Here is a 26872-nt window from a genome sequence, read left to right on the forward strand (position 1 = left end):
ATTAAGAACAACAATGATATAGTAATTAACAGCGTTTACAGGTATGTCGCACAAAGAAACAAAAGGAACGATTTTCCTCAGTGATAAAGAGATGCATTACATTCTGATATATTTAACACATTGACAAACAAATATCACATATACTTTACATATTATCTCTCATGATTGTGCATTGATAATGACCTATAGAATGTATATGAACCACATGAAAAGTAGCTGCTTATAGGTGATAAAAGACGGATGTAAAAACAAGGAACATGATTAATCATTACGTAAAATATTTCAATACTGAACGAATTTCATTAAAAGCGATAGGACACACCTGTAAATGAATGAACTTCGAAGAACGACCACAAAATTCGCAGTCTAATAGCTATGAGTTGTTAGTGGTCGATTGTAATTTAGTTAAAATCTCAAGGACAAACTAACCTATTATACTTTTTAGAACCTCAAAATATAGATATTAAGCTTTAGTTCAAAAAATTCAATAATCATTAAAACTAACAATAACATTAATGAAAATAAAATAACTTAAACATTAAATAGTTTGGTTATTACTCAGTTATAAACTTTAATTAGTAATTGTTAATGAATAAGATTTCTCACCAACATTCATTAACAAAGAAATTAAATAGGTTGAAATAATAGACGTAATTCAATCACAAAGAAAAATAAAAAAATTATTGATAAATAAGAAGATTAAAGTAACTACGAATGGACGTAACGCCTATTATCGAGTCTATAAAAATTTTCACTATTAAGTTATTCCCCATTCCAGACACAAAACGCAGGGCCATTACTCCCTGCTGCTACCACATGTTTTTTTCATTCTATCGCTGTCTGACCTCATTTTGATGCGCCAACAATGTATATGTCGTTTCAATATTAGGAATGTGAAGTTGATGCTTTTGACCTTGTCTGTAAATATAACCTTGAATCGCTTCAACTTCTGTCACGCGTTCGTTCATCGTATCATAATACATGCTTGTCGCACTTTCATCAGCGAAAATACGATATGCTGCGATTACATCATCTACAAACGTCTCTTCGTATGTAATCCCTTCCGCATTGGCGACTTGCAAACCTTCCTTAAGCAAGTTTTTACATAATTCAAGCATTCTGTCGTCTTTTAACAGGCGCGCTGTGTCTCGACTCAATGCTGTTAATGTATTCATGCCAAGGTTGAAAATCAATTTAAACCAAATCGCCTTCTCAATATTTTCTTCAAGTTCTAAAGTGAGCTGTGTCGTTGAAATGGCTGTTTTAAGTTGTTCAGTAAACGTATCTTTCATCAGCTGAATTCGGTAATCTTTATCATGTCTCACCTTGTCGCCTTGCTTTTCACCACTAATGTATACGACAGCTTGATAGGCATCATAGCCCTCTAATTTAGAAAGTAGACCGCTACCATTTTGTGCTAATATCACTTTCGATTGATCGTGCGTAATCGTCTTCAGTTGTGGTAAAATCGTATCAATTTGATGTGTCTTTACCGCAATAAACACGACATCGAACGGCGTCGTTGCAGATGACAATGCTTTGACAGGGATACTTTTACGTTCACCTGTGTCACGTTCTTCAAAGGTCATGACTTTATCTTGTCTACCTAACAATGTCACATCTATATTATCCAACGCTGAAGCAATTGCTGTTCCTACCGCACCGGGCCCAATGATAGCTATTTTCATCTCTTTCATCCTTTCAATCGTAAAGTTTTAATACCATATCTCATCCTTTTATAGATATAACTCAATATATTCTTTTTTTATTTATAAGTAAAGCGAGTTGATTGTGTGTTTATACGCAAAAAGACCGGGACATGATGCGTTTTCCCAGTCTTTAATCTATATAAATCTAGCGGTTGCGTTATATTTTTACCACAGAAACTCAACAGCACACTTTTCTTCTACACGCTTTCTTTCGAGTTATAACAACGCTTACAATATATCTTTTGCAATGTAGCCCAAGACTTTAAGTTTGTTATACCTTTAAGTTCAGATACTTTGGTTTTAATCATAATTTCATCATCTTTTGTTAACTTTTTATTACAATCACTACATTTCAATTCAACTAAAAACATTGACACCCTCCTATGAAGCCTGACAATCACACTTAAATATTTTCAAGGTTTTCTATTCTTTTATTTAAATTTGGATGATCAGCAAATAAAACTAACTTTGTATCTTTTAAAATGCCTAATTTTTTTAAAGTAATGAGCGCTCTCACACCTATCTCCCTACTAGAGTGATTACTTGCATATCTATCACACTTTAATTCTCTTTGCCTTTTGTGGAGAAAATATAAAAGAATGCCACCAAAATAAATAACAACTGCAAGTACAATATAAATTATGAACTGATTCATAGATTTAAAATCTAGAACCCTTGAAATTAAAATCAATAAAATAGGTAATACTCCATAGCTTAATGCAAAATAAAATTGATTCTTAGTTATATCATTATTTTTAATATGCGCAATTTCATGGTGAATTAAAAATCGTAATTCATCTACATTAACTTTTTTTATTAATTCTGGATTTATAACTATACTGTTTTTATGAAAACCACCTTTTACGTATATCCCATTGTTAATCACTGACTTTTTTGTATAAATTTTCGTTCCCTCTGGTAAGGTAAGTGATTCTTCTAATTCTTTATAATTTAGAGGAAGTAAATTTTTATTGCTACTATTAAAGATTGGTCTAATAATAAAATTTGGGATAAGTATCGTTGCGAAAATAAAAATTAAACTTTTTGAATTTTCGTCTAAATAAGGAGTTTTTATAATATTAATCCTTATTAAAACAACTAAAATATAAATTAAAATCGCTAGGAATCTCATATCCATTGCCTCCTAAAAAACAAGTGGGGTTAAATAAGTTTCAATAAGCGCAGCAATAACTATTAATAAATTGCCCATTAAAAACATAACTAAATATTTCTTTTTATCATCTAAAATACCTTGTATGCTTGAAAATCCTATATAGGCACCAATATATAATGCTGTCAATTCAGGTATGCCGTGAAGCAAAAAAGCAAATCCTCCAATTTGTATCATTGGAATGAAGTACATGCCTAGCATGAAGCCGTTAACAATAATATTAATAACCGTAGTAACTCTGTATGTTATTAGACCAAGACACAACAATAAGTATACAAACCCATTATTTTTAACATAATGTATGACTTTATTAAAATTAAAAAAGCATTCATTTGAAACTCTTACATAATCATTAATATCTGTAAAATGATTATACATAATTCCTAATAATAAAAAAAATATGTATAAAGATAAAATAGTATAGTGCTTTTTTACATTCATACAAAAACACCTGCGACTAAATTTAAAAATATAAAAACAAATATATATCCTAAAAACAATAATATTGAATCCCTCACACTAAACTTCACTTCTTTCCTTAATAAGTAAACAACAATAAACAATGAAAACAAATCAATAGGGTTCAATACTGAAGTTATAGGTGAATCAAAGTATTGAGTTTTAATATTCTCGAATGAATAACCAAAAAAATAATTAACACACGCAGTTATATAAATGGGGAAAAAACCGAGTATCAATACATATAATAAATATGATATTTTCAGAAATTCTATTTTAAAAATATATTTTATAATTATAAAATACATTAATTTAGGGAAGGTGTAACTTAGTATTAAAAATACAAATAAAGTAAAAGACATTATTAATTTTGCCTTTGAGTTTAACTCAATATTAGAAGATATAATTTCCTCATATATCACTGCTACGCCAATCAATATATACGAAGATATAAGTAGAAATGAAAAAGCAATTCTTTTAGTTTCCAAAAATATCACCCTTATTAGAAAATAAGAACAGAGGGAATTATCCCTCTGCGAAGCAATTTGTTATAAACTTGCTGCACTTACACCGGCGATAGCAACTGCTATCCATGGAGCCACAGTAACACCTACTGCTGCCGCAAGTATAGAATTAACATCACCAACTGTACTAGCTGCTGCAAGTCCTTCTGCTAATCCTGGTGTGATGTTAATACCCCTGTTTTTAAGTAAACTTAGTATTTCTGTTGCACCAAAAACTTGAGAAAAATAAGTTAATGTCAAAATTGCTAGAGTAACTTTAACAGCAGCTTTTGTGTTAAAAGTCTTTAATGTAATGATATTATTCATATTCTCCAACCACTTTTACAATACATTACTTATAAAACTATATTACTAATTACTTTTAATTTTGTCAAACTTTTTTATGATGTTACGTATACTTAAGTGTATTAGTTAATTCAATAACCAGCATTTTGTAGAACTCTTAAAAATTAGTGTTGATTAATTATGAAAAGCGTTTTACAATGATATTTTTGCAGACCATATCTGTATATAAATAAGTCCTAACATTTTAATACTTCCATTTTCTAATTTGTTTATAACTAACTCAAGCTAAAAGCAAGGAACTTATAAGGCTTCTAGGAATAATCTTTTATCCTTCATTTTTAACCTAACATCCTTTTATCACTTATTTATGATGTTTGAAATTTATGCAAATGTAAATACCGTTTAAAATGGTTGAAACACTTAAAAGAACAGAAAAGTCGCCTATCCCCACTTCCAACGTCGAGTCGTAAATATTTCTTCTTTAGTTCTTAAATCGACCTATTGCTATCCTTTCAATTCCTCACATAATCAAAAAAGCTAGTACCTACATCCTTATTGTAGAAACTAGCTCTTTTAACATATCATTCTACTCTAAATTCGCATGATTGTTTTGCATCGTTGTCTCATCGACATCCCATGCGGTCATGAAGTCTAACACGACACCATCTAACATCAATTGTGCACTTTGTTCAAACAAACTGCCGAGCGGTTGTTCAGAACCTTCAGCCTGATGTTTCGTGCCAGCTGGAAGGATAAGCGTCACTGCTGCTAATTCCCCTATCTTAGAATCCGCTACAGTCGTGGCTAACACGATCGTGGCACCGACTTCATTCGCTTTATCTGCTAACAATTTTAAATGTGTTGTCGAACCTGAACCCGAAATAACAACGAGCACATCACCTTTTTGAATGGACGGTGTCGTCGATTCTCCAACGACATGCGCCTTTTTACCGAGTTGATTCAAACGCATCGCAAAACCGTTCGCAACGAAACCTGAGCGTCCTTTACCTGTCACAAACACTGCTTCTGCATCAGATACAACTTGTTCGAATTGCGCTATAGCTTGGTCATCCACTTGTGATAACGTCTGTTCAATTTCACGGCGAATCCGTTCAAACTGCTGTTGAATGGCCATGTTACTTACCTTCAATCGCTTCACGGATTTGTTTGGCCGCTTCACGTGGATCGTCAGCATTTGCGATACCGCCACCGACGATAATTAAATCAGGGCCTTCATCTGCAACTTCTTTAACTGTTTCAGGTTTAATACCGCCAGCGACAGCAATTTTAGCATTTTTAATAACCGATTTTACTTTTCTTAAACTTTCTAACGGTGATTGCCCTTCAGCTTGTAAGTCGTAACCGATGTGCACTGCGATATAGTCTGCACCTAATGCATCGATTTCTTTCGCACGTTTTTCTAAATCTTGTACCGCAATTAAGTCGACAAGCAATTCTTTACCGTGCTTATGCGCTTCTTCCACTGCATTTTTGATCGATGCATCTTCAGCCACACCTAAAATTGTGACAACATCTGCGCCAAATTTTACCGCTTGGCTCACTTCATAGTCTGCTGCGTCCATAATTTTTAAGTCAGCTAATACTTTGACGTCTTCATCTTTTACGTTCTCTTTTAAATGTTGTACAGCTGGCAAGCCTTCGTTAATGACGATAGGTGTTCCGATTTCAACAATATCGACATAGTCCGTTACTTTTTTCGCAAGTGCTGCTGCGTCTTCTTTATTTAATAAATCAATGGCTAATTGTAATTCCATGATTCAATCAATCCTCCGTCATGTTTTTCTCTCACAGTTGGTGGATTACCCTTTCTAAAAGAGATTAAACATGTCGGATTTCTAGTTCAACGCTGCTTACTTGTCAATTTCAGGCATTGCTGCATCATCCACAAATACTTCTACATGTGGGTGACGATGTAAAATTGTCGCTGGCACATCCGTAGTCACTTCTTGGCTCATTAAATGACGAATCGCTTCACGTTTTTGCTCACCAAACGCTAACAAAATAATACGTTTCGCTTTCATAATTGAGCTCAATCCCATTGAAATGGCATGTTTTGGCACATCATCAATCGAATCAAAATAGCGGCTGTTCGCTTTAATCGTACTTTCGGTCAAATTGACACAGTGCGTTAAACTTTCAAACGGTGTCCCCGGCTCATTAAAACCGATATGACCGTTTTGACCGATTCCTAAAATTTGAATATCTAACGGACCGCCTTCTTCTAATAACGCCTCATAACGCTTTGATTCCGCTTCAATATCTGACGCTTCACCATTTGGGACGTGAATATTTTCAGCAGTAAAATGAGGATAAGCGCCAAATAAGACATGTTTCATATATTGGCAATAGCTTTCCTCATGATCAGAAGCTAAGCCGACGTATTCATCTAGATTAAAGGTTTCCACTTGAGACACGTCGAGTTGATTTTTTTGGAGTAATTCCACTAAATAGTCGTATACTTTGACCATTGTGCCACCCGTCGCTAACCCTAAACGACTGTCTTTTTGGTACAACATTTGTTTAAATAATTCACTCGCAACGTAAAAAGATGCGTTCGCTTCACTACCTAAATTGATAATTTTCATCGCTATTATTCCTCCTCAATCATTTTCACGAAACGTTTTGTAATATCGCGCGGTCTCGTAATCGCACCACCGACGACTGCAGCATACACGCCTAAATCCATCACAGTTTTCAACATTTCAGGTGTGATGACGTTGCCTTCAGCGATGACTTTTTGAGATACGCTCGCTAATATGTCTTTTAAAAATGCAAAATCATTCGCATATAACACTTGGCCTGTCGTTTGTTCAGTATAGCCGTGTAACGTTGTGCCGATATAGTCAAAACCGAGACGTTCGGCGTTTTGCGCTTCTTCTACCGTCGCAATGTCTGCCATAATTTCAACATTGGGTGCTTCTTTACGGATGTATTGCACTAAAGTTTCTAACTCTTCAGCAGGACGTTCACGTAATGTCGCATCCATCGCAATCACTTCACATCCACTTTCAATGAGTTCATCCACTTCTTTTTGTGTCGCAGTAATAAATACGGAAGAGTTGTCGTAGTCCCGCTTCACAATACCGATGACTGGCAAATCCACCTCTTCTTTAATTGCTAAAATATCTTCTTTCGTATTCGCTCTAATCCCAACAGCGCCTCCTTGTTTTGCAGCTAACGCCATTTTCCCCATAATAAATGATGAATGGAGTGGCTCATCTGGTAACGCTTGGCAAGATACGATTAATCCTTGTGATAAATTCATCTAATAACTCCCTTCTAATTGTTCTTCTACTTCATTTTTAATGGTCGAAACATGAGGTCCATAGACAATTTGGACGCCGTTTCCTTTCGTAATAATTCCTTTAGGGTCAGTGCTTTGAATCAAACTTTCCTTTACTTTTTGTGTATCTTTTAACGTGACTCTAAGGCGTGTCGCACAACAATCGACTATTTCGATATTATCTTGGCCACCTAAACCTTGAATAATGGTTGTCGCACGCTCATTTGTTTGTACACTCTGTTGCATTGCCTCATCTTCGCGCCCAGGTGTTTTAAAGTTAAATATTTGAATTAAAACTCTAAAAATGACGTAATAGAGTGCGAACCAGACGAGACCGATTGGAATAATCCATAAATAATTCGTTTTCGCTTGGCCCTGTAAAACACCAAACAAGATAAAATCAATAAAACCACCGCTAAATGTCTGGCCTACCGTGATGTTAAAAATATCTGCCATCATAAACGCCAAACCATCTAATAACGCATGAACGACATAAAGTAACGGCGCAACAAATAAAAAGCTAAATTCTAACGGCTCGGTAATGCCTGTTAAAAAAGACGTTAAAGCAGCAGATAACATTAAGCCCCCTACTACCTTTTTACGTTCAGGTTTTGCTGTATGATATATCGCAAGTGCCGCACCAAGTAGTCCAAACATCATCGTAATAAAACGACCTGACATGTAACGCGAAATACCTTCATAATAATGTGTTGTTGCTGGGTCGCCTAACTGAGCAAAAAAGATATTTTGTGTTCCTTGAATGAGCTTGCCGTTCAATTCGAGTGACCCTCCGAGCGCGGTTTGCCAAAATGGAAGATAAAAAATGTGATGCAATCCGAAAGGCCCTAACATTCTTAATATGAAACCGTATAGGAACGTACCTATCACGCCTGTTTGTTTCACAAGTTGACCTGCTCCCATAATCATATGTTGAAATAACGGCCAAATAAAGAACATCACTAACCCTAATACAATAGAGGCGAATGCTGTCACAATTGGAATAAAACGTGAACCACCAAAAAAGCCTAAAAACTGTGGCAATGTGATTTTGTAGTACTTGTTATGAAGCATTGCCGTCATGATACCGACAATGATACCACCAAACACACCTGTTTCTACAGTTTGAATGCCTAACACCATACCTTGTCCAGCTTTCGCTAATTGATCAGGTGCTGCCATTTGGTTAGTAATCGTTAAGAGTCCATTCATTGTCGCGTTCATAATTAAAAATCCCAACATCGCAGCTAAACCTGCAGTGCCTTTATCTGCTCGGGCCAAGCCGACTGCAACACCTATCGCAAACAATACCGATAAGTTTTGAAACACAATACTGCCAGCCGACCGCATCAATACAAACAAATGTTGCAACAATGGGATGTCTAAAAATGGATACGCTTCAATAGAGTTCGGATTACTCAGTGCGCCCCCTATGCCAAGTAACAATCCTGCTGCTGGTAAAATCGCAATCGGTAGCATGAATGACTTGCCAAATTGCTGTGCTTTATCAAATAATGTATTCAATTTTGTCATCCTCTTCCTCCCTGTTCACTCTCAATATATCACTAAGAAAATTTTCGTCAACAAAATACGTTGTTTTGGAAATTATTTTCAAATATACTGAGTTTAAAAGGAGGATGACGATGAAAATTGAAAATCGTATTCAACAAAATCAACATCTTTTCACAAAAGTAGACCAACAAATCGCTCAATTTATTTTATCGATTGATGATTATACGAACTTAGGTGCAATTAATCACTTAGCTGATGCGATTGGTGTGTCACCTTCTAGTATTACACGCTTTGCACATAAATTAAATTATGACAGCTTCCAATCGTTTCGTTTCGCAATACAACACGAACTGCAAACTGAACCGATTCACAATAGTCCTTCCATTCAAATTTTGCATCAACATTATCGCTCAATGATGGATCACACTGGAGAATTTCTCGTTGAAGATGACTTGATGTACCTCGTCAATACGATTCAACATAGTGACAAAATCATTTTTATCGGTATCGGGAGTTCTGGATTAAGTGCGCAAGAATTGTACTTTCGCACTTCTCGAATGGGCTTCAACACCCTTGCCATTACTGATGCGCATTTAATGACAGTCATCGGGCATATGTGTCATGGCAATACAACGATTGTCGCTTTTACGAATAGTGGTGCGACGAAGGAAATTATGGATAGTTTGAGTCACGGTCGTGAAAACGGGGCGACCGTTATAGCCATTTCTCATTTTCGGACACCTGCACTGGAACAACATTGCCATCGCATCATTATGACCGCCGATCGCAATCAAACGCATGATGCTTACTTTATTAACTCTCAACTCGCCAATCACTTTATTATTGATTTATTGAGCTACCATTTACTACAAGATGAAGAACGGTTAGCCCATTTCACGTCGAGTTATGAACAACTGTTAGCTAAAAGAGCGCCTACAACTTATTCGACGCATGATTTTCACCGTCTACAAGATTAAACTGAGCAGAGCTATATTAATTTCGAGTCATTTTTAGTAAAATAGATAGATAACCATAATCAGGAAGGCAGTGAATCTTTTGCAACCGATTACAGAAGAAACCGTACAAGCACTACTCGACGAATACGCAAATCAACCTGTCTATCTGCACGTTGAAACGACAAATGGCGCTTATGCCAACCACTTTAATCAACGTGTGTTCAATGCAGGTACTTTTTTAAGAAATATCCAAGTCACTTACCAACATGCACAACTGAAAGGGGGACATAAAGACCCTTACCGTGTAGGACTGAAACTTGGCGAACATAGCTGGATGTACGTTCAAGGTTTAACACATTATGAAGTGACTGAAGATGGGATGTTTTTACTGGCAGGATTCAATTATGAAGGACAACTTGCGGCAGCACTCGAAATGAGCCACAAGCCTTTTAAAGCATAGAAAGGAGTTATGATGATTATGACAACTGAAAGCCATATTCTTGTCATCTTCCCACATCCGGACGATGAGACATTTTCTTCTGCAGGTACCCTTGCACGTTATATTGATGAAGGTGTGTCAGTGACATATGCATGTCTTACACTCGGTCAAATGGGACGCAATCTCGGCAATCCACCTTTCGCTACACGTGAATCACTGCCAGACATTCGCGAACGTGAACTCGACGACGCCATGAAAGCAATCGGTATTACAGATTTACGTAAAATGGGCTTGCGTGATAAAACTGTGGAATTTGAACCCGTGGAAGAAATGGATGCGATGGTGCAATCACTCATCGATGAAACACAACCTTCCACGATTATTTCATTTTATCCCGGTTATGCCGTCCATCCTGATCATGAAGCAACAGCAGAAGCGGTCGTGAGAACTGTTGGTCGTATGGATGTTGCGCATCGTCCAAGACTTCAATTAGTCGCATTTAGTAATGACGCCGTTGAACAATTGGGCGAACCTGATATCGTCAATGACATTTCAGCTTATCAAGACCGTAAATATGCCGCATTTGAAGCACATCGTTCTCAAACAGGGCCTTTCCTTGAGCAACTTGCCAATCCGCAGGGTGACGTTTCCGGTGCGCCTAAAGATGCCGCAAACTTTTTAACAACCGAAACATTTTGGACTTATTCATTTAAATAAATAACGTATTACACATGCATGTGACATTTTAGTGGAGGAAGATACATGATTGAATTCGATTTATCGACACGTGAAGGTCGTTGGAAACATTTTGGTTCAGTAGATCCTATTAAAGGAACAAAACCAACAACAAAAGATGAAATGGCCGACCTTCAAAGTACACACAAGAATTTTTTGTTTGAAATAGAAGAAGTAGGAATTAAGAATCTCGTGTACCCCGTATGGATTGATCAATACCAAACCGCGGGAAACTTTAGCTTTTCAACAAGCCTGAATAAAGACGAAAAAGGCATTAATATGAGCCGTATTTTAGAATCTGTAGAAGCAGAATATGATAATGGTATTCGTCTTGAGTTTGACACATTAACCCAATTATTAAACCAATTGAAAAGTCGCATGAAACAACACAGTGCCGGGGTGGATGTCAGTGGTAAGTGGTTCTTTAATCGCTATAGCCCTGTTACACAAATGAAAGCTGTGGGCAATGCAGACGTCACTTATGGTTTAGCGCTAGAAAATGATACAGTGTCTCGTAAAGAAATCACAATTGAAGCAGCTGTCACAACGTTATGTCCTTGTTCAAAGGAAATCAGTGAGTATTCGGCGCATAACCAACGTGGCATCATTACAGTGAAAACGTATCTCGATAAAACGGCAACACTTCCAGAAGATTATAAGGAAGTTATTTTAGATGCGATGGAAGCCAATGCAAGCTCAATGTTGTATCCGATTTTAAAACGGCCGGACGAAAAGCGCGTGACAGAACGTGCTTATGAAAATCCGCGTTTTGTGGAAGATTTAATTCGTTTAATTGCGGCTGATTTAGTCGAAGTCTCTTGGTTAGAAGGCTTTGATATTGAATGTCGTAACGAAGAATCGATTCACCAACATGATGCATTTGCCAAATTGAAATATCGAAAATAATAGGATGGAACAAAAATTTTGATTATTTGACTTGATATATTTTAATCAAATAGCCCTCAGTTCCTACGATTTGTGGATTCTGATTGCCCTCACGGCTTCCCTAGAGGTTGGACCTTCAACTCAATTCATCTTGATTGAAGTGCACACTCGATAGAAGCTGAATTGGATTTTGGGAGCAGTACAGAAATCTCATGTGCAACAAAGATTTCATCGTACTGCCCACGCAAGGCTAACTAGACTTCTCAAAAGCATAAGCATTGAGAAGTCAGACAGCTACTGCGATAAACAGTAACCACTATTAAAGTATGATGCTAGAATTTGTTTACGCATTCATCCAACAGGAGGCTTAGAAAGAACAGTCAACTCATATTATACCGTTTAAATAACGCGCTAAATACTAGTGATAATATAGTAATAGCTACACCAATAATAAAAAGATTAAAGGTATTGTTAGGATTTAATACCACTGAAAAAAATCCAGTACCAATCGGCATAAAAAGAATAGCTGCCGTAAAGATGATTCCAAAGACTCTACCAAGAAACTCATTATCTACGTCTTTTTGAACAATAGAGAAAAATTGGATATTAAAAATGGACAGAAATAAACTAAATAGCGCTGGAGAAAGAGCTAGAATAATGATATTATGGAATATATAATAGAGTGGAGTCGCTAGCATTAACATCAAACCCGAACATGCTAAAAAGAGCATTAAACATTTGGTTGACAAGGATTTATTGATAAAACCACTTAATATCGCTCCAACAAACCCACCAATTGCCTCCGCTGTTAGAAAAGTTCCATAAAGTCCAGACGAAATTTCTCCAAACATTTGATTACTATAAGGTAACAATAAATTATAAGCTGCTAGAAAAAAATTAACAAGAGCAGAAAGAGTGATAATCATCAAGATTGGCTTATGGCTATAAACATACCTGAATCCTATTTTTAAATCATCAAAGATTCCACTTATTGTCGTCTTCTCCTTACTTGACACCTCTTCATTAACAGGGACAATCAGGAAAATCAGTGACGCAGCAATTAGAAATGAGAATCCATTCAATAATAATACACCATGTATGCCCAGTATATCATATAAGAAAATTGCGACCATGGGAACCGTTACTTTTATAATTGTACTAGTTGTTTCCAAATAGGAATTTAGTTTCGTTATATAATCTTTCTTCACAATTTCTTTCGTAAATGCCTTATATGACGGTCCAGAAAAAGCACTCATAAAAGCCAAGAATACATTTGTTATAACTATCGCATAAACCAACCATTGTTCTTGGGTTATGAACGAAAGAACTATACAAGCGATACCACATAAGACATTCGTTCCAATAATAATTTTTTTACGCTTGAAGCTATCAGCAATTACCCCACCAAACAAATTAAATAGAACACCTATCACACTTTCTAATGATTGGTAAATTGCGACCATCGATAGAGATGTTGGATTAAGACCAGCAAGAAAGGTATTATTAGCGAAGTCAAACACAATATCTCCGATTTTTGATACCCCTTTACTCGTGACAAGATAACTTACATTCTTAATCTTATTTTTCATCCATATTACCTCATTTAATCTTTTGTCAGGTCAGCCATTACCAAAATCTAATCGGTATAATAATTTATACAAAGCACTATTTAATTCCATAGTAACTTTACATTGAACCTCTCATGACTAAAGTCACGAGTATTCTCGGCTTTTGATAAAAAGCATCACTACAGCATATCATTACTATTATGGGGGTTACAAGATACTTCAATTGTAATAGTTCTTGAAAGAATCTACAAAATTACTTGTTAAGTTTCGATCCTTTCAAGAAATAAGGAGATATTTGTATTACTAACTAGCTTCACCAAGCAGTTCAACTAAATTCCCTCGTCTCTATTGAAAATTAAATACTCTTAATCTCTAGATTCAACTATATTCTTGATAGTTTAGTTGAACTTTGCAAAATGAAAAATGCGATCCTAAACCCTAAGTAGCAAACCACATATCGGTAATAGTTTCCGACCAATCAATCGACTTGCTGTAAAAATTTTTTACATACCCATTTTGTGCTGGTATCCACACTTTCCCAGAAAGTCTAACATTTGAAATATTTCCTATATTATAGGGAATACCCAACTCCCTTTTTACCAAATATTCATCCAAATTAATTGAGAATAATTTAATAATATTTTTCGTATATTCACCCCCTACAAGCCTACTTCCAATCTCACAAAGGATCGGATTGCCAGATTTATCAATAAATACTTCTGCATGAAAAATCGTATTATAGTCAACTTCAAATGTTTTGAAAATCTCTACAGTATATTTTTTTAATAACTTATCTTCTTTTGAATCAATATCAAGCATTATTGAGCCAAGACCAAAACCTTCTTCAAGTGCTTCTAAGCAATTCTTGACATACATACTACAACAAGAAAACTCTATAGATTGACCATTAAAAAATCCGTCAACATGATATAGCTGTCCACTCACATACTCTTCAACCATGTAATCATCTAGGGAAACATTAGAAAGAATGTCCGACAACGAATCTTTATTTTCAATTTTAATAACACCTTTTGAAGCCCATTTTTTTCTTGGTTTTAAAATCACAGGATACCCGAATTGCTCACAAAATGACACAATATCCATAAAATGATTTATTTTCCGAAATTTAGGCATTTTTAAACCTTCCTTAGAAAGTTTTTCCCGCATTAGATATTTATCTCTAAATAATAATGCTTCTTCAAGCGTTTGACCTTTTATTCCTAAATTTTTTCGTATACAAGCAGCTCGAATAATACTCCCTTCTTCAAAAGCTAAAACATTTGTTACAGGATCGATTTTATTTAATTCGTAAATAAACTGCTCAACATTTCCGTTAGTCTCAAATTCGGGAAATCCTACAGCCTTATCATAAGAAAAACTATTTATCGTTTCGAGATAGCCCAAGATATACACATCTTGGTCGAAATCATTTAACCATTTTAAATAATCATGTCTAGACTTACCTTCACGATCAATAATCACTATAGACATATCACACCTCAAAGGTTGAAGAGAGCTCATCAAACAAATGAATGTGTTCTGATATGGCAGACATGTTAAATAATGTCTCGGAACCATATTCTCTAACTACTTTTCCCTCTTTTAGCTCATGAAAGCCCCTATTATTTCCATAGAGGTAAAATTTATCAATTATCTCTTGTACGTTCATTTTTTTCTCTCATTAATTGTACATAACCTTTTGTTTCAATTTTTGAATTGGTAAATGCAAACTCTGTCTCTGTTTCTTTTACAAAGGAATCGTAATCATCTTCAGAAAAATCACCTAAGATTTCAACTTCAATATAATATCCAAGTCCCCCCACTATGTCAGCATTTACCGTTCTAGTCTTTTCAAGATTAGTATATGATTTTCTATCTTTGTCAATAGTCATGATGTTAGAGAAACCAGCATCTAGAATTTTTTTTACAAAATCCATTTGTTGCGATTCTAATACAATTTCGTCTTCCTTCCAGAAACCTGGTTTCACTGTATCTTTCCTAGTAAAAATACCTGATGTAAAATCATTTTCTTGACGAAATCTATAAATAAAACTCCCCGAAATATCTTCTTCTGTTTCTTTTCCACGATCTTTATAATACTTATCTATTTGTCTATTCTCTGATTTAAATTTATAATTTTGATCTAAAAATTCAATTACTTTAAGATAATTCTCTTTATCAGCAATTGAAAATCTAACTTCTAATTCCTTCATTAAATTTCTCCTTTTAACTCATTAAAAGCTGACGAATATTTAAATTCACTTAATCTATAATATGTTTCAGGGGATATCTTATGGACACAGAGCCTTATATTATAATTTCCTAACAAGTTTTCTAAACGTATTCCATAAAAATATTCTCCACACTTCCCTTTCTCCCTAATTTTACAATCTTTACACATACTTCGTAAATAGTTTGGAATCAATATTTTAAAGCCTACTTCACCAATTCCAGGAACGTCATAAAATATTGTACCAGATGAACTCCCACGAATATACTTCCGATATTTTTCAATTCCATATAACGATTCAAAGAAAAACTTAATAGCTTCTATCGATTGTTCATTTCTTTCAACCTCATTAAGGATTCTAATACCAATTTTTCTCAGTGTAGCCATCTCATAACATCATAAGCTCTTTTATAATCATCTGATGAAGCAACAACAGTATTAATTTTAACATTTACACCTCTAGAACTTACATACTCTATCAACTCCATCAATTTTTTATGGTTCTGTTCTATCCACCGCTCAGAACGATCAACTTGTGTGCCATACATTTCATTTTTATCTATCGCATGTAAACTGAAGTTTATACCATCTATTCCTGATTCGATTATTTTTTCAAAGACGCGTTTATTACCACCAATAGAAGTCATTTTAACGATAAACCCGTTTTCCTTCAACTTTCTAATTATATAGTCAATTTTAGGATGCAAACTAGGCTCGCCTCCTGTTAAGTGAACCTCAGAAATATTTAATTCTCTCGTAACTTCAAGAAAATCTGAGAAAAATGTTTTATCGAAAAAGTCAACATTTTGTATGAGTTTCTGATTTCAATTACCGGTTCCTTCATTGTGACACCACCAACAATGATAATAATATCCATTACCAGGAAGAAAACTGGAAAAATTTTTGAAATTTTCTTCATATTTAGACTTCCTTTCAGTTTTTATTTATTGTACAATAAATAAAACTAAGTCACCTTTTGTTGGGAAAATGGGAAAAATTATGAAATCAAAACTTGGCATCACACTTAGAAAAGTTCGTAACGGCAAACAAATCAGTCTATGCTCTGTTGCTGATGAGCATCTTTCAAAATCGCAAATATCTCGTTTTGAACGTGGAGAGTCAGAAATATCATGTATCCGATTGATCAATATTTTAGACAAATTACACATTACTTTGGATGAGTTTCTTATTTTACACAATGAAGGCTATACCAAAACCGAATCATTCGCCAATTTGGTCCAGTATATTCGTAAGCAATATTCATTACAAAATATCGATAATATAAAATCTCTACTTTCTGCCCCGTCAAATTACACTTTAAATTCTTTTGAAAAAACAATGGTAAAATCCATCCTATACACATTGGATTCAAAGATTACTCCATCAGATGACGAATTGCTTCAACTAACAGATTATCTCTTTAAAGTTGAAAAATGGGGGTATTATGAAATCATTTTGTTAGGTAACTGTGTGCGAACAATTAACTACAACTCATACTTTCTATTGACGAAAGAAATGTTAAACAATCACATATACTCTTCATTGAATAAAACTAATAAACGAATTGTTACTCAGCTTGCTATAAATTGTTTAATCCTTAGCATAGATATGGAAGAATTTACTAATTGCTCCTATTTAATTGATGAGATAAAAACGTTGTTAGATAACGAATTAAACTTTTATGAACAGACAGTTTTTCTCTATGCAACTGGTTACTTTGAATTTAAACGTCGCCAATCAACTAGTGGAATTGAAAAAATGAAACAAGCCATACAGGTTCTTGATATTTTAGGAGAAGATAAATTAAAATTACACTATACTAGCCATTTTGATAAACTGGTAAACAATGAATAAATGAAATGAATCTCTACTATCTAACGTTTTATAATCAAGGGTCTCAATAAAACCTTATCAACTCTGACGACCTTATCCTTGTAGCTATGGACAGTTAAAGGGGCTGGGACATAGCCCTTCAGCTCCTTTAAGAAAAAGCCGTTAAAATTCATTTTTTTAGAATTTGACGGCTTTTTTCTTATTAACGAACGAAAACGAGCACTTATTTTAGCTAGTTTTCGTATATTTACTGCCATGAGTGCGATGCCAAGTTCACACTCAACCTTTGATTTTGTGCGAACCGATAATCTTTGGAAACCCAAATTAGCCTTCAGATTTCCAAAAGTTGATTCAACATCTATCTTTCTCTTTTGATAAATGTGTTTCGTCTTTGGATCTGAAAGCTGTTGATTTGTGAAGGCTTTAAAATAGGCCCAAGTTAAATTTTTATATAAGCGTTTATTTGTGTTAAGCTTCGTACTTTGCTTCATACATTGACTTCGTAATGGACAGCCCACACACGCTTCACATGCATATAATTTAAAATCTCTTTGAATACCGTATCCATCTCTTTTCTTTCTGTAACTTTGGAAATGTAATTCCTTTTTGTTAGGACATATATAGTAATCATCTATCTCACGGTATTCCCAGTTAGCAGTAATCAATGGATTGTTTTTATATTTGTGTTGCTTCTCTTTAAGATACATACTATAAGTGATTAAAGTTTTTTTCTCAAACTTATCGAGTATCAGAGTATAGTTATATTCACTACCATAACCGTCATCTGCCACAATATACTCTGGAATGTCACCATATCATTTGTGGATTGATTTTAAAAGTGGTTCAAGTGTTCTTATGTCACCTGGATGACTACAAACACCGAGGGCTAAAACGAATTGATTATGGGTTGCGATTTGTAGATGATAACCTGGTTTCAATTGACCGTTTCTCATATGATCACAAATTTTTATAGTCCCATATACCTTATGTTTCAATATTACAACTTTCATTTACTATAGGATGGGCTTCAGAAACTTAATATCCTCCTAACCTCATTCGTCATATTATATTAGTTATTAATTATTAAATCTTGATAATCATGATCAAGGAGCTTTTTTAGTAAAACTTCTATATTATCTTTACAAACATAAAAGTCATTCCTTATATGAGATTCTTCAACTGAATCTGTTAACCAAATGGCAGACATATTAACATTTAATGCCCCCAAAATGTCATTTTTAAAAGAATCTCCTATAAACAAACATTCTTCAGGATCGACATTCAACTCAAATGCGACATTTAAAAAAGCTTTGGGATTAGGCTTTTCATAACCTATATTTTGAGATATAAAAATATTATTTTCAAATACTGATCTAATATCGAGATTATCAATTTTAATGTTCTGTTCTTTAGTCTTTCCATTAGTGAGAATTGCAATGTTTACACTTTCTTTTAACGATAAAAGTAATTCATTCATTTTTCTATTAATCGTTATACTAGACAATAATTTTGTGAAAAACGATTCAAAATATTTATTAGCTTCTTCACGAGAAATATTTAAGTCGAAGTGTTCTAGAGCCTTAATTAACCTTAACTCTCGCAACTCATCTAAGGTAATAGTTCCTTCATCATGCTTCTTCCAAAAGTATAGATCGTATTTTTTATATAGTTTCATAAATTCACTATAATCTATATCTTTAAATAAAGTATATTCTTTAAAAGTATCTTTATTAGCTCTTACCCATAATTCATCAAAAGAAAATAGCGTATTATCTAAATCAAAAATAACTAATTTAACTTTTTTATTCATTAATCATTCCCCTTTTAAAATGGATGAAGGTTATTTTGTCATATGGTATAAATTACAATTGCCTGACAAAATATTAATATCATTAAAGTCGCTTTGAGGATCTATCCAATAAACTAATTGCTAATAATTTGAAGTCTGAATATATTTTTCTTTAACTTAATTCAGGCAGAAGTCTCCCATCCTCTATAGGTGGGTGATGAATGCCGTTCGGTATGAGGGTTACCGTTGGTAACTCGAAAACCGACACGCAAGGCTCATCGCCTTTTTATTTTGTTCTATGTTATAATCAGTCTATATAAGAAGTGAGTTGATATAACATGAAATTAGATACTAATAATCATTCGGTGTTTCTTCTCTATTATCATCTTGTGTTGGTTACTAAATACCGTAGACAAGTGATTGATGATAAAATTTCTGAATTTGCTAAAACAACTTTTGTACGAATTGCAGCGTCTTATCATATTACTCTAGTTGAGTGGAATCATGATAAAGACCATGTTCATATTATGTTCAAAGCACAACCAAAAACAGAATTGACAAAATTCATCAATGCCTATAAAAGTGCCAGTTCGCGTTTGATAAAACGCGACTTTCCAAAAGTAAGACAGTTTCTTTGGAAAGAAATGTTTTGGTCTAGAAGTTTTTGCCTTTTGACAACTGGTGGCGCACCAATTGACGTTATAAAAAAATATATTCAGAATCAAGGTTATAATCATAAATAGAGAGGTGCGTAGCTTATGGAACGACTCAAAGCATATAAATTTAGAATCTATCCAACTGAAGAACAAAAAATTTTCTTCGCTAAGTCTTTCGGTTGTGTCCGTAAGGTCTACAATCTAATGCTTGATGATCGAATGAAAGCTTATGAAGAAACTAAGAATGTTTCTTCTAAAAAAATGAAGTTCCCGACACCAGCTAAATATAAGAATGAATTTCCATTTTTGAAGGAAGTAGATAGCCTTGCCTTGGCTAATGCACAACTCAATTTAGACAAGGCATATAAGAATTTCTTTAGAGATAAATCTGTTGGATTTCCTCGGTTCAAAAGTAAGAAGAATCCCGTTCAAAGCTATACCACTAATAATCAAAATGGCACAATATCCTTGATTGATAATAAATTCATCAAAGTTCCTAAGTTGAAGTCATCAGTTAAAATAAAGCTTCATAGACAACCTAAAGGTATTATCAAATCAGCTACAATATCACGCCGTTCAAGCGGTAAATACTATGTTTCTTTATTGTGCAAAGAAGAAGTTGTCGAGTTTCCTAAAACTAATTCTGCAATTGGAATTGACCTTGGAATCACTCATTTTGCCATTTTTTCTGACGGTCAAAAGATTGATAATAATAAGTTCACTTCGAAAATGGCACAGAAACTAAAACGTGAACAACGTAAGTTGTCGAGACGTGCCCTGTTAGCCAAAAAGAAGGGTATCAATCTCTTTGAAGCCAAAAACTACCAGAAACAAAAACAGAAAGTTGCACGACTACATGAAAAGGTAATGAATCAACGCACTGACTTTCTAAACAAGTTGAGTACAGAGATTATCAAAAATCACGATATTATCTGTATTGAAGACTTAAACACAAAAGGTATGTTGCGAAATCATAAACTGGCTAAAAGCATTTCTGATGTGTCATGGTCTAGCTTTGTGATTAAGCTACAATACAAAGCTGACTGGTATGGACGTGAAATAGTCAAGATTGATAAATGGTTTCCATCAAGTCAAGTCTGTTCAGAGTGCGGACATAATGATGGCAAGAAAAATCTCAAAATTCGAGAATGGTCTTGTCCTATTTGCCATGCTCACCATGACCGAGATATAAACGCGAGCATCAATATTTTGACCGAAGGGCTACGAATGCAAACATTAGCTTAGAAAAGATCGATAACCGTAGGGTCTACGGGGATAGCTTGGTCAATAAGAGAAACCTCTGTTAGTAAAGAAATACACTTACAAGTACGCTCTATTCCCAAGAAGCTCCCACTTCAAGCGTTAAGAACCTTTAGATTTTAGCTAAGTGGTGAGTAGTTCACAAAAGGGTAACTCTTTTACACATTAAAAATTTTTGAAGTTTTTATCGAAAATTGATACTGAATTTGACTCTTACAATATCATACATCTTTTTTATTAAATAAAATTGATGCTGATCAGCCGAATTTTGTATCTCGTCCCATTTTTCATCATACAATTCACCTAAACGAAAAGTTGTCATCATCAGAATAATGATGGCTTGAATAGCAACTAATGCAAAGATGAGATACCGTATCTTTCCTACTAATTGTATATTTTTCATTTATTATCACCTATTGCGCTTATCTACAATTCCAATAAGCTACAGCCGATCTCCATCCAACATATTGTTTTGCAACTGCTTTAACACCTGGTCTTTTCCAACCAGAAAAAGTTGAATTAGCTGTTGCCGAGTGTGTAAATCTCCCTGTTTGAACTATAGAATAACTGTAAGTAAAAAATGACCTTCCATACTCCCAGTGTATTTTGACATCATGAAATGTTGGACTTTTTACTGTCGCATCTACAGTCGCAGGAGTAGAAATAGAAATAGAAGCTGCTAACATAAGAAAAAGTAAAAATCTTTTTATTTTCATATTTTCCATCTCTAAAAATAGAATTTATAAGCGCTTACATCAACATTATACTGCATTCCTCTCTAAAGTAAATAAACATTTTATTTAGTTATAAAACATATTTTAATTCGAGCAACTTTATTGGTGGATATCTTTGTCAAATACATAAAAGCCATTAATTATTCACAGAAAATGAATTTTAATGGCTTCATCAATCATATTTACTTCTTTTTAAAATTTTACTCTTCTTTTCCTAATGCACGATAGATGGCTTTGGCGACACCGCTGTTTTCATTAGAATCTGTCACAAATGTCGCTAAGTCTTTCAATTCTGGCAATGCATTTTCCATCGCGACAGCCACTCCTGCACGTTCTAACATCGATTTATCATTTAAGTTATCACCCACTGCCATCGTATCCACCATATCAATACCGAGTTGTTCAGCAATAGCTTGTAATGCTAACCCTTTTTGTGCATCGATATGTGTAATTTCAATGTTACCGAGTGACGATGAGGACACAGCTAAATTACTACTTTCTGACAATTTCTTTTTCACGCGTTCAATTTTAGCTAAATCTTTGTCGTACGCTAAAACTTTCATAATCAGTTCGCCTGGTACGGATTCGATTTCGTCATAATTATCAACGACTTTCAACGTACCTAGGTCAATACGATGTTGAATATGCTTTCTAATTTTTGCTTCATCGCCTTTTTGACCAGAATGTTTCGCAATGTCTAAATATATGGCTAAGTCTTTCTCTGGGTCTTCTGTGTAAATACCAAAGTTCGTATAGACTTGATAGTACATATTTTCATCGTTTAATGTTTGGCGAATGCGTTGATACAATCCATGGTTCAAGCTTGACGTATGGACGATATCGAAGCTTTCATCTCGCACTTCAGCACCATTCAAACAAATATACGGTACCTTTAAACCTGTAGCCATAATCGGATCGTTCGCCTCGTAAAATGCTCGTCCTGTCGCAATGACCACCGTCACGCCTTGAGACTGCGCATATTGAATCGCCTCAACATTTTCTTTTGATACTTCATGAGCTGCATTCAACAACGTCCCATCCATATCTGTTGCTATCAGTTTAACCATCTCAATCCCTCTCTCATTACTTTTCTTTAATTTTTTGCCTCGTTTAAAATATAATCTCATTTTAGCAAAGTTACATAGGGAAGTACCGTAAAATGAATTCATATCACGCTGTTTGTCATTCAGCAGTATAGAGACAATACGCTTTAAATGAGTAAAACGATGACTTAGCTTTTTTGTCGCTTTTTGTGCAAACGTAACGCTTTGAAAAATTGGCGTAAAATTTCGCCACATGAATATGCCAACACACCCGTCACGACAGTCGCACGGTGATTCATTCGACTGTCTTGCACAAGATTCATCAAACTGCCGACACAGCCCCCTTTTGGATCCATCGCACCGAATACCACTGAATCGACACGGCTCATCACAATCGTACCTGCACACATGACGCACGGCTCTAATGTAACATAAAGCGTACATCCTTCTAAACGCCATGTGCCTAAAGCTTCTGCAGCACGCTCCATAGCCAGATGTTCCGCATGCGCTGTCGGACTTTGATCTGTTTCTCTTAAATTGTGCGCCCGTGCAATAATTTTTTCATCTTTGACAACGACCGCGCCAATAGGGACTTCCCCTTTTTTGGCAGCTTTCTTCGCCTCTTCTAGCGCAATGGACATATAATATTGATGACTTGTCATACAGAATTAGCCTCACTTATGTTAAAATTTTTAGTACTGGTTAAAATAAATAATATGGAGCGAAAAATATGAAAAAACCGTTTATCGCAATTGAAGGTCCGATAGGCGTTGGCAAATCTTCATTAGCACATCAGTTGAGTCAATCTTATCACTTTTATGAAGCGAAAGAAATTGTCGGTGAAAACCCTTATTTATCAGACTTCTATACTGATATCTCAAAGTGGAGTTTTCAAACTGAGATGTTCTTTTTATGCCACCGCTACAAAGATTATCAAGACCTTGCAGAACATACAGATGGTATTGTCAGTGACTATCATATATATAAAAACAAAATATTTGCACGCAATACATTGAACGACACAGAATACGATAAATTTTCAAGAATTTATGACATTTTAACTGAAGATCTCATCTCACCGGATTTCACGATCATTTTAGATGCAGACTTAAGTGTGCTCAAACGACGGATCGCCAAACGTGATCGTAGTTTTGAAGCCCATATTCAAGACAGTTATTTATTAAAACTTAAAGAAGACTATGCAAATTACTACAATTCTTTAAAAAATGAAGGACATGCGGTGTTGTGGATAGATACGACAAACCTTGATTTTGTCCAAAATGAAGCAGATTATACGTATGTATTTAATCAAATTAATGAACTCATCGGAGGCCATGAACATGAATCAATATGATATACCATCCAACGCTATTATTACCATCGCCGGGACTGTCGGTGTAGGGAAATCTTCTTTAACACGTGCAATCGCTGAAAAACTCAATTTTAAAACATCTTATGAAAATGTCGAACAGAACCCTTATTTAGATAAATTTTATCACGATTTCACACGTTGGAGTTTTCACCTACAAATTTACTTTTTAGCTGAACGTTTCAAAGAACAAAAGCGCATGTTTGAATATGGCGGTGGATTTGTCCAAGACCGCTCGATTTATGAAGACGTCGATATTTTTGCGAAGATGCATGAAGAACAAGGCACAATGTCATCTGAAGATTTCCAAACGTATTCTAACCTGTTTGATGCGATGGTGTTGACGCCTTATTTCCCTAAACCTGACGTACTCATTTATCTTGAGTCAGATTATGATACAGTGATTGAGCGTATTCAAACGCGTGGCCGTCAAATGGAAATTGAAACTGATCCTGAATATTGGAAAATGTTATTCCAACGTTATGACGATTGGATCAATCAGTTCAATGCATGTCCAGTGGTCCGCGTAAATATTAAAGAATACGACTTGTTTGATGATCCTGAGTCGATTGATGTCGTATTGAAGAAAATCGAGCATGTGATTCATACTTACAGACAAGTCGATACACGTTCGTAAAATTTGGGTGAACGCATCACTGAAAAACATCATTAAATTTGTTCTTGATAAATTACACGCTGAGGCTCGCGTTCCTAGGCGGCTCACTTCAACTAAATTCGGCTTAATTAAAGTGTACATGAGGTGGAAGCCGAATTGGATTTTCGGGAGCAGTACAGAAATCTCATTTGCAACAAAGATTTCGTAGTACTGCCCCCGCAAGACTGACTAGACTTCTCAAAAGTACAAACATTGAGAAGTCAGACAGCTACTGCGATAAACAGTAGTCGCTGTTAAACATCATAAATCGTGTTTTAGTTTTTGTTTTATGCCTCAGGAGTCTCGCCTCGCTTTGTAATCCGCTATTCTACAGTCCCATATTGAGGTCTCGTAGCTTTATCAATTTAAACACTTTTATAATTAAATATGTTAGAAAGATGAAATATCATCTTACTTTTATTTCATCAATGACTCAAATCGCAAAATGAACAGGCTGGAAGATTTTCCGGCCTGTTGTCTTGATGGGTATGATTTGAATGATCATGTCACTACTACTTACGAAATGAAAGTGTAGCTTTTCCTACATCATTTCACTTTGGATAACACATTTTCTAACAAGCCGACATGGTCAATGACGACATCTGCCGCTTCAAACTTTGCCTCTTGTCCTAATCCTGTACGGACGCCTACATTCAGCGCACTTCTCATATTTTTACCGGTCAACATATCATTATCCGTATCGCCCACCATAATCACATCTTCACCACGCACACCGCGCTCCCATAATGGCTGAAGCAAACGAATATCTGGTTTCTCATACTGTCCATCATTCGTTGAGATCACCATATCAAATACATCCGTTAATTGCGTTTGTTCCAAAAATTGTGTCACACCTGTATGATTGTCACTTGTCACAATACCTAACGCGTAACCTTGCGCCTTTAAACGTTGCACTAATGACGCTACACCTTCATACAATTCAATTTCAGGGACACGTTGACTGATGAGCGTTTGACTTCGTTGCGCAATCCATTCTGCCATCTCTACTTCGGAAAACTGTTGGAAAATCGCAATCAAATCTTTCAATGTTCCCCCGTTCATCACACTATCCTTCTCAAATCGACCGTCTTTAATGCCAATCGCACGATACACCGCTTGTCGATGCTCAAGTTGGAAATGGTCACATACATCATCGACCAGTTGAATTCCAATTTTCGTCCAACTTTCATCAAATTGAATTAATGTCCCATCTTTATCAAATAAAATCCACTTGTTTGAATTCATTCATATACCTCCGTTCATCTTATTTCTATAATCACCGAATATTAAACAACACCCGTTCCTTTCCCTACAACAAAACAGGTAACCATAACATCCCCATATCAAACTGAGACTTTCGTCATCCATCGCGAAACGTCTCGGTTTTTTTATATGGATCAAATGCCTTGCGCGTCATAAAGCACTGCTTAAAACGGCGCTCCGTCAAATAAAAAATACAAGCGGACTTTTCCCATCAAGTTGTGACGCTTTCCTAGCATATCAGTAAAAAACTAGAAACCCTTCATATCAGGATTTCTAGCTTTTGATTTTTATTAATTCAACTCAATTAAGACGATGTGAAACTTTATTTTCAAATTCTTCATGAAAGTTATTATATAAACCAGATTGCAATAAAACTATAATGGCAGTATTTTTACTAACATTTTCTCGTTGCATATATTTATTTAATTGCTTATCTATATGGGATGGTAGACGTAATGTGAGTCTTGTTTGTTCTTCAGTTTTTTTAGTAATTGGT

The 26872-nt window shown here is 35.0% G+C and carries 32 protein-coding genes; 9 read left to right on the plus strand and 23 right to left on the minus strand.

Annotated elements, in window-relative coordinates:
- Positions 1 to 830: 830 nt before the first annotated feature.
- The 10 genes from GZH82_RS12055 to GZH82_RS12095 form a co-directional block, all read right to left on the minus strand.
- A complete protein-coding gene (locus GZH82_RS12055) occupies positions 831 to 1688 on the minus strand; it encodes an oxidoreductase (protein WP_162682697.1) in 858 nt (285 codons plus the stop codon).
- Between the two features lie 218 nt (positions 1689 to 1906).
- Positions 1907 to 2080, minus strand: coding sequence for a hypothetical protein (locus GZH82_RS13975; RefSeq protein ID WP_203232811.1), 174 nt, complete (start codon positions 2078 to 2080; stop codon positions 1907 to 1909).
- 32 nt (positions 2081 to 2112) lie between these two features.
- The gene (locus GZH82_RS12060) at positions 2113 to 2841 is read right to left on the minus strand and encodes a M48 family metallopeptidase (RefSeq protein ID WP_162682698.1); all 729 of its coding nucleotides are present in this window, start codon (positions 2839 to 2841) and stop codon (positions 2113 to 2115) included.
- A gap of 12 nt (positions 2842 to 2853) precedes the next feature.
- Positions 2854 to 3321, minus strand: coding sequence for a stage II sporulation protein M (locus tag GZH82_RS12065; protein WP_162682699.1), 468 nt, complete (start codon positions 3319 to 3321; stop codon positions 2854 to 2856).
- A gap of 566 nt (positions 3322 to 3887) precedes the next feature.
- Positions 3888 to 4169, minus strand: coding sequence for a hypothetical protein (locus tag GZH82_RS12070; RefSeq protein WP_162682700.1), 282 nt, complete (start codon positions 4167 to 4169; stop codon positions 3888 to 3890).
- A 565-nt stretch (positions 4170 to 4734) separates the two neighbouring features.
- Positions 4735 to 5283 (minus strand): 6-phospho-3-hexuloisomerase, encoded by a 549-nt coding sequence (gene hxlB / locus GZH82_RS12075; protein WP_162682701.1) that lies wholly within the window; start codon positions 5281 to 5283, stop codon positions 4735 to 4737.
- A gap of 1 nt (position 5284) precedes the next feature.
- Positions 5285 to 5923, minus strand: coding sequence for a 3-hexulose-6-phosphate synthase (gene hxlA / locus GZH82_RS12080; RefSeq protein WP_162682702.1), 639 nt, complete (start codon positions 5921 to 5923; stop codon positions 5285 to 5287).
- Between the two features lie 96 nt (positions 5924 to 6019).
- The gene (gene nagB / locus GZH82_RS12085) at positions 6020 to 6754 is read right to left on the minus strand and encodes a glucosamine-6-phosphate deaminase (RefSeq protein ID WP_162682703.1); all 735 of its coding nucleotides are present in this window, start codon (positions 6752 to 6754) and stop codon (positions 6020 to 6022) included.
- A 5-nt stretch (positions 6755 to 6759) separates the two neighbouring features.
- Positions 6760 to 7434: an N-acetylmannosamine-6-phosphate 2-epimerase gene (locus GZH82_RS12090; protein ID WP_162682704.1), complete on the minus strand. Its 675-nt coding sequence runs from the start codon at positions 7432 to 7434 to the stop codon at positions 6760 to 6762.
- Entirely contained in the window at positions 7435 to 8973 is a 1539-nt protein-coding gene (locus GZH82_RS12095; protein WP_162683064.1) for a PTS transporter subunit EIIC, read from the minus strand.
- 119 nt (positions 8974 to 9092) lie between these two features.
- Here GZH82_RS12095 and GZH82_RS12100 point away from each other — a divergent pair, with 119 nt between their 5' ends.
- From GZH82_RS12100 to folE2, 4 genes are all read left to right on the plus strand, one after another.
- Positions 9093 to 9938, plus strand: a complete 846-nt coding sequence (locus GZH82_RS12100; protein WP_162682705.1) for a MurR/RpiR family transcriptional regulator — start codon at positions 9093 to 9095, stop codon at positions 9936 to 9938.
- 79 nt (positions 9939 to 10017) lie between these two features.
- The gene (locus tag GZH82_RS12105) at positions 10018 to 10377 is read left to right on the plus strand and encodes a YojF family protein (RefSeq protein WP_162682706.1); all 360 of its coding nucleotides are present in this window, start codon (positions 10018 to 10020) and stop codon (positions 10375 to 10377) included.
- A gap of 18 nt (positions 10378 to 10395) precedes the next feature.
- The gene (gene bshB2, locus GZH82_RS12110) at positions 10396 to 11073 is read left to right on the plus strand and encodes a bacillithiol biosynthesis deacetylase BshB2 (protein ID WP_162683065.1); all 678 of its coding nucleotides are present in this window, start codon (positions 10396 to 10398) and stop codon (positions 11071 to 11073) included.
- Between the two features lie 45 nt (positions 11074 to 11118).
- Positions 11119 to 11997, plus strand: coding sequence for a GTP cyclohydrolase FolE2 (folE2, locus tag GZH82_RS12115; RefSeq protein ID WP_162682707.1), 879 nt, complete (start codon positions 11119 to 11121; stop codon positions 11995 to 11997).
- Positions 11998 to 12356: 359 nt separating this feature from the next.
- Here folE2 and GZH82_RS12120 read toward each other — a convergent pair whose 3' ends face one another.
- From GZH82_RS12120 to GZH82_RS14650, 6 genes are all read right to left on the minus strand, one after another.
- Positions 12357 to 13565, minus strand: a complete 1209-nt coding sequence (locus tag GZH82_RS12120; RefSeq protein WP_162682708.1) for an MFS transporter — start codon at positions 13563 to 13565, stop codon at positions 12357 to 12359.
- Between the two features lie 417 nt (positions 13566 to 13982).
- Positions 13983 to 15035: an ATP-grasp domain-containing protein gene (locus GZH82_RS12125; RefSeq protein WP_162682709.1), complete on the minus strand. Its 1053-nt coding sequence runs from the start codon at positions 15033 to 15035 to the stop codon at positions 13983 to 13985.
- Between the two features lie 155 nt (positions 15036 to 15190).
- Complete coding sequence (locus GZH82_RS12130) at positions 15191 to 15757, minus strand: adenylate cyclase (RefSeq protein WP_162682710.1); 567 nt, start codon at positions 15755 to 15757, stop codon at positions 15191 to 15193.
- On the minus strand, positions 15757 to 16161 hold the full coding sequence (locus GZH82_RS12135; protein WP_162682711.1) for a hypothetical protein: 405 nt from the start codon (positions 16159 to 16161) through the stop codon (positions 15757 to 15759). Before GZH82_RS12135 ends, GZH82_RS12130 begins: the two co-directional genes overlap by 1 nt.
- On the minus strand, positions 16149 to 16481 hold the full coding sequence (locus GZH82_RS12140; protein WP_238989577.1) for a radical SAM protein: 333 nt from the start codon (positions 16479 to 16481) through the stop codon (positions 16149 to 16151). Before GZH82_RS12140 ends, GZH82_RS12135 begins: the two co-directional genes overlap by 13 nt.
- Positions 16482 to 16519: 38 nt before the next feature.
- Positions 16520 to 16693, minus strand: coding sequence for an SHP2/SHP3 family peptide pheromone (locus tag GZH82_RS14650; RefSeq protein WP_162682712.1), 174 nt, complete (start codon positions 16691 to 16693; stop codon positions 16520 to 16522).
- Positions 16694 to 16773: 80 nt separating this feature from the next.
- On the opposite strand from GZH82_RS14650, the gene GZH82_RS12150 reads away from it, so the two are divergent.
- A complete protein-coding gene (locus GZH82_RS12150; protein WP_162682713.1) occupies positions 16774 to 17628 on the plus strand; it encodes a helix-turn-helix domain-containing protein in 855 nt (284 codons plus the stop codon).
- 20 nt (positions 17629 to 17648) lie between these two features.
- Here the strand turns inward: GZH82_RS12150 and GZH82_RS12155 are convergent, their stop codons facing one another.
- Both GZH82_RS12155 and GZH82_RS12160 read right to left on the minus strand, forming a co-directional pair.
- On the minus strand, positions 17649 to 18398 hold the full coding sequence (locus tag GZH82_RS12155; RefSeq protein WP_162682714.1) for a transposase: 750 nt from the start codon (positions 18396 to 18398) through the stop codon (positions 17649 to 17651).
- A 278-nt stretch (positions 18399 to 18676) separates the two neighbouring features.
- Positions 18677 to 19417, minus strand: a complete 741-nt coding sequence (locus tag GZH82_RS12160; protein ID WP_162682715.1) for an HAD family hydrolase — start codon at positions 19415 to 19417, stop codon at positions 18677 to 18679.
- 317 nt (positions 19418 to 19734) lie between these two features.
- Between GZH82_RS12160 and tnpA the strand changes: the two genes are divergently transcribed.
- Both tnpA and tnpB read left to right on the plus strand, forming a co-directional pair.
- Positions 19735 to 20139: an IS200/IS605 family transposase gene (gene tnpA, locus GZH82_RS12165; RefSeq protein ID WP_162680810.1), complete on the plus strand. Its 405-nt coding sequence runs from the start codon at positions 19735 to 19737 to the stop codon at positions 20137 to 20139.
- Positions 20140 to 20154: 15 nt separating this feature from the next.
- The gene (gene tnpB, locus GZH82_RS12170) at positions 20155 to 21297 is read left to right on the plus strand and encodes an IS200/IS605 family element RNA-guided endonuclease TnpB (protein WP_162681057.1); all 1143 of its coding nucleotides are present in this window, start codon (positions 20155 to 20157) and stop codon (positions 21295 to 21297) included.
- 199 nt (positions 21298 to 21496) lie between these two features.
- Here the strand turns inward: tnpB and GZH82_RS12175 are convergent, their stop codons facing one another.
- The 4 genes from GZH82_RS12175 to tadA all read right to left on the minus strand — a co-directional run bounded on the left by GZH82_RS12175 (position 21497) and on the right by tadA (position 23751).
- Complete coding sequence (locus GZH82_RS12175) at positions 21497 to 21715, minus strand: hypothetical protein (RefSeq protein WP_238989578.1); 219 nt, start codon at positions 21713 to 21715, stop codon at positions 21497 to 21499.
- A gap of 19 nt (positions 21716 to 21734) precedes the next feature.
- Positions 21735 to 22037: a hypothetical protein gene (locus GZH82_RS12180; protein ID WP_162682716.1), complete on the minus strand. Its 303-nt coding sequence runs from the start codon at positions 22035 to 22037 to the stop codon at positions 21735 to 21737.
- Positions 22038 to 22246: 209 nt separating this feature from the next.
- Entirely contained in the window at positions 22247 to 23113 is an 867-nt protein-coding gene (locus tag GZH82_RS12185) for a Cof-type HAD-IIB family hydrolase (protein ID WP_162682717.1), read from the minus strand.
- Positions 23114 to 23277: 164 nt separating this feature from the next.
- Complete coding sequence (tadA, locus tag GZH82_RS12190; protein ID WP_162682718.1) at positions 23278 to 23751, minus strand: tRNA adenosine(34) deaminase TadA; 474 nt, start codon at positions 23749 to 23751, stop codon at positions 23278 to 23280.
- A 68-nt stretch (positions 23752 to 23819) separates the two neighbouring features.
- Here tadA and GZH82_RS12195 point away from each other — a divergent pair, with 68 nt between their 5' ends.
- Entirely contained in the window at positions 23820 to 24443 is a 624-nt protein-coding gene (locus GZH82_RS12195) for a deoxynucleoside kinase (protein WP_162682719.1), read from the plus strand.
- The gene (locus GZH82_RS12200; RefSeq protein ID WP_162682720.1) at positions 24430 to 25095 is read left to right on the plus strand and encodes a deoxynucleoside kinase; all 666 of its coding nucleotides are present in this window, start codon (positions 24430 to 24432) and stop codon (positions 25093 to 25095) included. The genes GZH82_RS12195 and GZH82_RS12200 overlap by 14 nt, the downstream gene beginning before the upstream one ends.
- Before the next feature lie 564 nt (positions 25096 to 25659).
- On the opposite strand, the gene GZH82_RS12205 is transcribed toward GZH82_RS12200, so the two are convergent.
- Complete coding sequence (locus tag GZH82_RS12205; RefSeq protein ID WP_162682721.1) at positions 25660 to 26358, minus strand: HAD family hydrolase; 699 nt, start codon at positions 26356 to 26358, stop codon at positions 25660 to 25662.
- Positions 26359 to 26872 lie beyond the last annotated feature (514 nt).

Origin of the sequence: Staphylococcus sp. MI 10-1553 (assembly GCF_010365305.1) — a bacterium.
Classification (GTDB): Bacteria; Bacillota; Bacilli; order Staphylococcales; family Staphylococcaceae; genus Staphylococcus.

What these genes read in the sequence shown, in the direction of transcription:
- GZH82_RS12090 (WP_162682704.1), bottom strand. Translation starts at nt 7,434, where the DNA reads ATGAATTTATCACAAGGATTAATCGTATCTTGCCAAGCGTTACCAGAT.
- GZH82_RS14650 (WP_162682712.1), bottom strand. Translation starts at nt 16,693, where the DNA reads ATGAAGAAAATTTCAAAAATTTTTCCAGTTTTCTTCCTGGTAATGGAT.
- GZH82_RS12150 (WP_162682713.1), top strand. Translation starts at nt 16,774, where the DNA reads ATGAAATCAAAACTTGGCATCACACTTAGAAAAGTTCGTAACGGCAAA.
- tnpB (WP_162681057.1), top strand. Translation starts at nt 20,155, where the DNA reads ATGGAACGACTCAAAGCATATAAATTTAGAATCTATCCAACTGAAGAA.
- GZH82_RS12185 (WP_162682717.1), bottom strand. Translation starts at nt 23,113, where the DNA reads ATGGTTAAACTGATAGCAACAGATATGGATGGGACGTTGTTGAATGCA.
- tadA (WP_162682718.1), bottom strand. Translation starts at nt 23,751, where the DNA reads ATGACAAGTCATCAATATTATATGTCCATTGCGCTAGAAGAGGCGAAG.
- GZH82_RS12130 (WP_162682710.1), bottom strand. Translation starts at nt 15,757, where the DNA reads ATGAAGGAATTAGAAGTTAGATTTTCAATTGCTGATAAAGAGAATTAT.
- folE2 (WP_162682707.1), top strand. Translation starts at nt 11,119, where the DNA reads ATGATTGAATTCGATTTATCGACACGTGAAGGTCGTTGGAAACATTTT.
- GZH82_RS12195 (WP_162682719.1), top strand. Translation starts at nt 23,820, where the DNA reads ATGAAAAAACCGTTTATCGCAATTGAAGGTCCGATAGGCGTTGGCAAA.
- GZH82_RS12160 (WP_162682715.1), bottom strand. Translation starts at nt 19,417, where the DNA reads ATGAATAAAAAAGTTAAATTAGTTATTTTTGATTTAGATAATACGCTA.
- hxlA (WP_162682702.1), bottom strand. Translation starts at nt 5,923, where the DNA reads ATGGAATTACAATTAGCCATTGATTTATTAAATAAAGAAGACGCAGCA.
- GZH82_RS12135 (WP_162682711.1), bottom strand. Translation starts at nt 16,161, where the DNA reads ATGGCTACACTGAGAAAAATTGGTATTAGAATCCTTAATGAGGTTGAA.
- GZH82_RS13975 (WP_203232811.1), bottom strand. Translation starts at nt 2,080, where the DNA reads ATGTTTTTAGTTGAATTGAAATGTAGTGATTGTAATAAAAAGTTAACA.
- GZH82_RS12180 (WP_162682716.1), bottom strand. Translation starts at nt 22,037, where the DNA reads ATGGAAAATATGAAAATAAAAAGATTTTTACTTTTTCTTATGTTAGCA.
- GZH82_RS12060 (WP_162682698.1), bottom strand. Translation starts at nt 2,841, where the DNA reads ATGAGATTCCTAGCGATTTTAATTTATATTTTAGTTGTTTTAATAAGG.
- GZH82_RS12055 (WP_162682697.1), bottom strand. Translation starts at nt 1,688, where the DNA reads ATGAAAATAGCTATCATTGGGCCCGGTGCGGTAGGAACAGCAATTGCT.
- bshB2 (WP_162683065.1), top strand. Translation starts at nt 10,396, where the DNA reads ATGACAACTGAAAGCCATATTCTTGTCATCTTCCCACATCCGGACGAT.
- GZH82_RS12070 (WP_162682700.1), bottom strand. Translation starts at nt 4,169, where the DNA reads ATGAATAATATCATTACATTAAAGACTTTTAACACAAAAGCTGCTGTT.
- GZH82_RS12175 (WP_238989578.1), bottom strand. Translation starts at nt 21,715, where the DNA reads ATGAAAAATATACAATTAGTAGGAAAGATACGGTATCTCATCTTTGCA.
- GZH82_RS12100 (WP_162682705.1), top strand. Translation starts at nt 9,093, where the DNA reads ATGAAAATTGAAAATCGTATTCAACAAAATCAACATCTTTTCACAAAA.
- tnpA (WP_162680810.1), top strand. Translation starts at nt 19,735, where the DNA reads ATGAAATTAGATACTAATAATCATTCGGTGTTTCTTCTCTATTATCAT.
- nagB (WP_162682703.1), bottom strand. Translation starts at nt 6,754, where the DNA reads ATGAAAATTATCAATTTAGGTAGTGAAGCGAACGCATCTTTTTACGTT.
- GZH82_RS12065 (WP_162682699.1), bottom strand. Translation starts at nt 3,321, where the DNA reads ATGAATGTAAAAAAGCACTATACTATTTTATCTTTATACATATTTTTT.
- GZH82_RS12125 (WP_162682709.1), bottom strand. Translation starts at nt 15,035, where the DNA reads ATGTCTATAGTGATTATTGATCGTGAAGGTAAGTCTAGACATGATTAT.
- GZH82_RS12200 (WP_162682720.1), top strand. Translation starts at nt 24,430, where the DNA reads ATGAATCAATATGATATACCATCCAACGCTATTATTACCATCGCCGGG.
- GZH82_RS12120 (WP_162682708.1), bottom strand. Translation starts at nt 13,565, where the DNA reads ATGAAAAATAAGATTAAGAATGTAAGTTATCTTGTCACGAGTAAAGGG.
- hxlB (WP_162682701.1), bottom strand. Translation starts at nt 5,283, where the DNA reads ATGGCCATTCAACAGCAGTTTGAACGGATTCGCCGTGAAATTGAACAG.
- GZH82_RS12205 (WP_162682721.1), bottom strand. Translation starts at nt 26,358, where the DNA reads ATGAATTCAAACAAGTGGATTTTATTTGATAAAGATGGGACATTAATT.